Genomic DNA, 6,297 nt, shown 5'->3' on the forward strand with positions numbered 1-6,297 from the left:
AAGTGTAAGCAACTGTTTTTCAATGTCGAATTTCATTCTTCTCTTGACATTGATTCTAAAAAGCAGTAACTTATCCAAGTCTTAGTTAACGATACCAGTCGTTTGAAAGAGCGATCTTTCACGGTAGCACCGCATAAGACTTGAACAATGCCTGGCATTGCCTTTCTTGTCCTTTTACTCCTTAAGGAACTTTCCCCTACGTTTTGTCTCAGCCTAAAAAAAGAGGGTTTAATCTCTCCTTAAAGATTTTAGTTGTACATAACGGTCTTGCTAAGTTTTCGTGGGCGATTTAAAGAACCATTCTTTCATACCGCGCGGAAGCAAGCCGCATATATTTGTTTATATTTTTTGCAAACCAAATCTAGGTGGCTTGCTGGTGTTTATTAATTGTACTAAACTTCCAAACTGCTCATCACCGCCCATGAAATTTAGCTTTTGTTATAGCCTGTTTTTATTCCAATATTATTTCTCCTTTTGAATCCTTTTTTGGTCCTATTAGTCCATAATTTGGGAACATCTTATTTCCTAAATAAAATGCTAATCCAGCAATTAAAATTCCAATCATTATATCAATCACTCCAAAAAATATATTCTCATTAATTTTCCCTAGCACATTAAAAATTCCAGCAACAGTAATTACTCCTAGAATATTGTAGATGTAACCTTTGTATTTAGAAACTTCAAAAGCAAACATGAAGTTGAGAATTGGAAAAAGAAATGCCAATGGTATCAAAGCAGTAGATATTTGAGAAAAAATAAAGAATCCTAATAAAATTTTTGAGATGATAGTAATGAAAATAAGTCCAAGTAAAATATTATTCAATAATTTGTATTTTTCAATTCTAGTCGGGTCTGGAGTTGCAGCAATTAGCATTGATAATGTTTTCTTGTCAAAATATTTTTCAGATAATTCATTTAATATTTCTATTCTTGAAACTCCTTGGTTCACTTTATCCTTAATAGTTTTATTGACTTCCTTCTTATTAATGCTTTTTTTGCTCATAAGTTTCCCTTTTAAAAATTGGCTATAACGGTCTTGCTAAGTTGCGTGGGCGATTTAAAAGAATTAACCTTTCAAATCGCACGAAAGCAAGCCGCTTAAATTTGTTTATATTTTTCAGCAAACCAATTTATATAGCTTGCTGGTGTTTTTAATTGAACCAACTCTCGAGCAATTACCACCGCCCATGCAATTTAGCTTTTGTTAGGGTGCGTTATTGTTTAAAAATCCCATTCAGTTTCAATAAGACTCAATCTAAGCCTGAGAAGTTCATTATTTTTGACCCCTGAATTTATTAATTTACTTAAGGTCTTTTTATAATTCAATGCTTTGTAAGTAAAGAAGATTAATCCTGTCAGTATTATTATTAACAGGGATGTCAATTCAAAGGCTTCTTTGTCAACCCAGTAATCTTTAACTTCCAACGTAAGGAAAATTAATATGAAGCCTAACCAGAAATATATATTTTTATTAATCTCCTTCCTGCTCTTTTTCCTCAAATAGTCAGAGGATTCACTGATTTTAAGTTCATTTAGTATTGAGTCAACAATGATTTCTTTTTCATGTAATAATTTAGCCTTATCAAAGCTCTTGTCGTTGAGTATCTTACCTGCTATGATTTTCTTTTCAAAATCAATAGATCCATCATGTTTAAAATAATAAAATAGCTTCTCAGAGGTTTCTGCTTCTAATGATTTTACTAATTCTCTATTCATTTGGCTTAATTTTTTCAGGTTAATTTTTTAACTAAAAAATATATCTCTATTATTTGTTCTGCTATAATGCACCCTAACGGGCTTGCTAAGTTTTCGTGGGCGATTTAAAGAACCATCCTTTTCAAACCGCGCGGAAGCAAGCCGCATAAATTTGTTTATATTTTTTTGCAAACCAAATCTAAGTGGCTTGCTGGTGTTTATTACTTGCACTAAGCTTTCAAATTGAACATCGCCGCCCATGAAATTTAGCTTTTGTTGTGCTTCGTGTTTTATTTATTTTTGTCAATATACTTGCCGCCACAGACAAGCAATTTGATTTACTAAACGTTTGGTGTCTAATCACGATGTTTGGTTACATATCACAGCCGTTTGGCTATAAATCACAACTGTTTGTCCATTAATCACCGACGATTGGGGGCTGAGCACAGCCGTTTGGTTACAAATCACAACTGTTTGTTCATAAATACCCTGCGTTTGCTAACTAATCACAACCGTTTGATTACAAATCATAACTACTTGGTCTTAAAACCCCAACATTTGCGCACTTATCACTACCGTTAGATTACAAATTATATCGTTTAGGTATTAATCCCTGTTGTTTCATGTATTTCCGTAATTGTTTCTTATTCATATTTTGATATCTAAAAAGTTAATTAGTTCCGTCCGAATACGTTTAATAGGTATTAGGTCTAGCCTTCAATCCAATAATTGGGTTTGAGATATGTTTTCAATTCTGCTGATTGATCTCATTACTTATATAATATTTTAGTTTACCGCAAAAGCTCCTTAACATGGAGCACAACTTTGAGGTTAAACGACGTTGCGCTTTCGCCCTTTTATTGTTAATTAATTTTAATTTTCTAAAAGTATATTTTAAAGTTGAAACTTACAAAAACAGCAGAAGCAATGGCTTTTAACCTGTGTTAGGCCTTGGTGTTTATACTTAATTTGCTGAAAATAGAAAAATAGTGTCATCAATTATTTTTTCTGATATTTTCAAATAATCTTTGTTCTTTAATCCTGATATTTCAGATAATAAATCCATACTTCCACGCTCATATGCATACTGACCTATAATTCCAAATTCTTTGCAATAGAAAATTGATTCTGGATAGGCTGTTCCAATAAAATCAGTACTAAACCGATAAATTGTATATTTATGTCCATTTATTAATTGATTCTTAAGGTATTTCAACTTAAATATTATTCCGTCTTCCTGATTGTTAAAATAAAGAATACTCCTTTTTAATTCGTCTTTATTAAACTTGATTTTCAACTCATATGAATAATTTTTCTTTTCAATTAAACTATCTTCCATATGATAAGTGGAGTCAATTATTATGTCGTAAATTAATAATGTGTCTGATTCAAAAGTGCAATCTAAGGTACGATAACTCATTCCCCTCAATTCGCTCAATTCATTACCAAGTCGAAAATATTTGTAAGTGTTATAGATATAATTAAATCTATTCTCCTCATTCGATTTGCATGAAAATAAAACAAGAAATATTATTAGTGCACTTAGAAATTTCATAATCTATTTTCTGAATATGAGTTAATTCTGTTCAGATTCCATAATGCAACCTATTTTTTACAGGCTAACCCCACTAAGGCCTAACGGGCTTGCTAAGTTGCGTGGGCGATTAAAACAGTTGTCTTATCAAACCGCGCGGAAGCAAGCCGATTAAATTTGCTTATATTTTTAAACAAACCAATTTAATTGGCTTGCTGGTGTTTCTTAATTGCACTAAACTCTCAAACTGCTCATCGCCGCCCATGAAATTTAGCTTTTGTTGGCATTTCGTTGTTTAACTAAATACCCTTCGCCACAAGTTCATATATTCGTAATTTGTCCAATAATCCTGAAGAGTTGAATGACTTAATGATATTGGATTCTCCTCGAAACTCCATAATTCATCTTTTTTCTCCTTAGCAATTTTTAATGGTCTTATAAATACATCAGAACTTCTTATTTCTATTCTAGTATCTCTATTGTGATGAGCTCTCCATTTAATTGCATTCTCTGTTTGCCAATCGGATTTATCTCCAGCAACAAGTATAAACTTGAATTTATGAACGGCACCAAATATTCTAGACTTCTCGTTTGGATTTTCCTGGAAATATCTATCCCAAGATTTTACTTGTTCAATAGCATGATTCAATTCTGCTGAGGGTTCTCCATTCTTATTAAATAATCTCATTCGAGGTTTCTCAACTTCTAACAAAACCCATTCAGGTCCATCCGAATTATCATTTAGCCATGCAAAATCACACCTAAATTTGTCTCCAAATGAAATTTCTTTAAAATTTGGCTGTATACCATATTTCCTTGAGTATAATTCATAAAACAAAAATGAGTTCTCCTTCAATACAGCGAGCAACTCTGTTTCCGAATTATTCTGATAAGCATTATTTAGTCGTTCTTCCGCCTCTTCAATATTCCAATTACTCATTTGTTAAATCTAAAGTGTTTAATGTTTGCATCTGCAATTTCGATTCCTAATTCATTCCGAATATCACGTCTCAATTCTACTAATAGAGGAGTAAAATTTCTTGTTTCGATGCCTTCGTTCAAGAATCTAATCTGCTCTAAATTCCCTAAAAATTGAACTTGCTCAATCGCTTCCTCGAACCGCTTCATTTCTTCAATATTATTATCCCGATTTGCCGAAAAAGCAATAATCCTATAAGCATCAATAAGAAATTGAGTTCTTATTTCTCTCTTCTTATTTTTAAGATCTTTTTTAGAATTCAACTTATATGCAACAACCCAACCTAAGGCTATCACAAATGCTGAGATTATATTTCCAATAGATATTGTCCAGTCAAAAGTCATTTCTATTTTATCATTAAATTCATAGGTTTCTTACAATGAATGCCAACGGTCTTGCTAAGTTTTCGTGGGCGATTAAAACAACTGTCTTATCAAACCGCGCGGAAGCAAGCCGCATAAATTTGTTTATATTTTTACGCAAACCAATTAAAGTGGCTTGCTGGTGTTTATTAATTGTACTGAACTTTCGAACTCCTCGTCACCGCCCATGAAATTTAGCTTTTGTTGGCGTGTCGTGCTTTTTAATCTACTTCCTTTTTAAAATCGTCAAGCGGAAACGCCCATGGTACTCCCAAGTCATCTTCCCAGTCGTCATATAAGCCCATTCCAACATTTGGCTTGATTATTATTTTTTCTAGAGCATCCGCATTTCTTGAAAGTTTAAGTTTGTCTTCGCCCATTGTTGTCAAAAAATACAAGTCATATGTCGGTCCAATTTCATTAGAACCTGCTTCAACTTGCAAAATCGGATTTCCATTTGTGTCTTTTGTGAACTTTCCTGTTAACTTTTTAGTTTCCTTTTTTTCGTCACCTAATAATTTAATTTCGTATGGATTACCCTTCTTGTCTAAAATTGTCACAGAATAAAAGTCGTGTAAAGTTGACCGAATTATTAAGTGCTTTCCATTCTTATCTGTCCATTGTCCACACCAAGACTTGGGAATAGATTTCCGTTTTTTAGTCGAATTAAATATTTCCATATGTAGATTCATTTTTTTGCATGCACGCCAACGGTCTTGCTAAGTTGCGTGGGCGATTTAAAAGAATTAACCTTTCAAACCGCACGAAAGCAAGCCTCATAAATTTGTTTATATTTCTAAGCAAACCAATTTATATAGCTTGCTGGTGTCTATTAGTTGAACTAACTACCAAGCAATTCCCACCGCCCATGCAATTTAGCTTTTGTTACCAGTAGTCGTTTTTCATTTATATACTGTTTCTTGTCATAAATTCAGTAACAGTTTGCATCATAAATTCAACTTGCTGTTGATTGTATTCTGAATATTTTCCGTGTGCTGCTTTATTTCTGAGGTCAAGCCAAGCTGTCACATTTTTTTGGTCAAGTTTATTATAGACTCCACCATTAGCTAATTCAGAATTTAAAAGGTCTGCTTTTTTAGGTCTTCCAGAATTTGGGTTTTCAGTTGGGATATTTTTTTTATTGCAAAGCTGTCTTAAATGTTCCTCTAACACACTACCTATCATGACCGCAGCAGGATCTTTATAATTTTCCTTTAACAAGTGACCTGCCATTTCAATGAAGTCTGAAAATATTTCTGCAGAAACCAGTCCTTTTATTGATGTCAACCAACCGTTGTCAATTTCATTTTTTATAGACTTTAGAATTCCACGTCCTTCTTCGGTGTTGGAAAACTCTGCCCTATCAACATTTTGATTGAAATCTTTGTAGTAAGGATGATTTTCTCCGTATAAACTTAAAATAAAAGATAGCGATGAAACTCTTAATTCAGAAAAAAGTTCAGTATTTACATAAGTCGCAATTCCACTTCTAGTTGTTTTTTTTGTCCCAAGTGTCTTGTCGGCCAAGGTAATAAGTTGAGAAACTCTATCTTTATACTGTTCTATTTTCATTGCATTTTATTTTTTTACGATTACTGGTAACGTATAGCTGTATGTCGTCTTCGTTGGCGATTTTTAATTTCATCCTGTACATATCGCCAATGCCGACATACAGCATGTTATGTACTTTTATTTTTAAAGCCTTTTTTTATTAACAAGTCTCCCTA

General features: G+C 32.8%; 7 protein-coding genes. All 7 read right to left on the reverse strand.

Annotation, left to right across the window (positions count from 1 at the left end; genetic code table 11):
• Positions 1-451 precede the first annotated feature (451 nt).
• The gene (locus DWB61_RS17310) at positions 452-1,003 is read right to left on the reverse strand and encodes a hypothetical protein (protein ID WP_125032200.1); all 552 of its coding nucleotides are present in this window, start codon (positions 1,001-1,003) and stop codon (positions 452-454) included.
• Between the two features lie 218 nt (positions 1,004-1,221).
• Positions 1,222-1,716 carry a hypothetical protein gene (locus DWB61_RS17315; protein ID WP_125032201.1) on the reverse strand — a complete coding sequence of 165 codons (495 nt, stop codon included), beginning with the start codon at positions 1,714-1,716 and terminating at the stop codon, positions 1,222-1,224.
• 943 nt (positions 1,717-2,659) lie between these two features.
• On the reverse strand, positions 2,660-3,250 hold the full coding sequence (locus DWB61_RS17320; protein ID WP_125032202.1) for a hypothetical protein: 591 nt from the start codon (positions 3,248-3,250) through the stop codon (positions 2,660-2,662).
• A 274-nt stretch (positions 3,251-3,524) separates the two neighbouring features.
• Positions 3,525-4,169: a Shedu anti-phage system protein SduA domain-containing protein gene (locus DWB61_RS17325; protein ID WP_125032203.1), complete on the reverse strand. Its 645-nt coding sequence runs from the start codon at positions 4,167-4,169 to the stop codon at positions 3,525-3,527.
• Entirely contained in the window at positions 4,166-4,552 is a 387-nt protein-coding gene (locus DWB61_RS17330; RefSeq protein ID WP_125032204.1) for a hypothetical protein, read from the reverse strand. The genes DWB61_RS17325 and DWB61_RS17330 overlap by 4 nt, the downstream gene beginning before the upstream one ends.
• 239 nt (positions 4,553-4,791) lie before the next feature.
• Positions 4,792-5,250 carry a hypothetical protein gene (locus DWB61_RS17335; protein WP_148095942.1) on the reverse strand — a complete coding sequence of 153 codons (459 nt, stop codon included), beginning with the start codon at positions 5,248-5,250 and terminating at the stop codon, positions 4,792-4,794.
• Between the two features lie 226 nt (positions 5,251-5,476).
• Positions 5,477-6,142 (reverse strand): hypothetical protein, encoded by a 666-nt coding sequence (locus tag DWB61_RS17340; RefSeq protein WP_125032206.1) that lies wholly within the window; start codon positions 6,140-6,142, stop codon positions 5,477-5,479.
• Positions 6,143-6,297: the final 155 nt, after the last annotated feature.

Origin of the sequence: Ancylomarina euxina (genome assembly GCF_003863355.1) — a bacterium.
Classification (GTDB): Bacteria; Bacteroidota; Bacteroidia; order Bacteroidales; family Marinifilaceae; genus Ancylomarina; species Ancylomarina euxinus.